Source organism: Pseudomonas sp. 22085, from assembly GCF_052045815.1.
GTDB classification, from domain to species: Bacteria; Pseudomonadota; Gammaproteobacteria; order Pseudomonadales; family Pseudomonadaceae; genus Aquipseudomonas; species Aquipseudomonas glycinae.
Genome location: NZ_JBQEQA010000060.1, coordinates 1 through 306, shown reverse-complemented (window position 1 = coordinate 306; position 306 = coordinate 1). Strand labels below are relative to the sequence as shown.

General features: G+C 58.5%; 1 pseudogene. It reads left to right on the top strand.

Features of this window, described 5'->3' with window-relative positions:
* Positions 1 to 306, top strand: a pseudogene (locus ACTJK7_RS29135) (hypothetical protein); the annotation flags it as partial.

Below are 306 nucleotides of genomic sequence, written 5' to 3'. Positions count from 1 at the left end.
GGCAAGGACGTCATCCTCGCGGCGGGTGACTCCGGGAATGAAGGGCTGGCGGTGTCATTCTTCGTCAGAGATTTTGCAGACAACGATTCCGAAGACTGGTGCAAGGAAACGCGCATCGTCGTCGACACCGGCAACTCGAGGCTGGAGGGACCGATTCTTGAGCAGGCTGACGGGAACGACCTCGATCTCGACCAGCTGGGTAAAGAGCAATTAAAGCTCCAGGTCTTTGCTGCCTCACCCGTCGATTTCAACCAGGGCGACACCATCATCATGCGCTTGCAAGGCACCACCCTCGACGGCGAACGC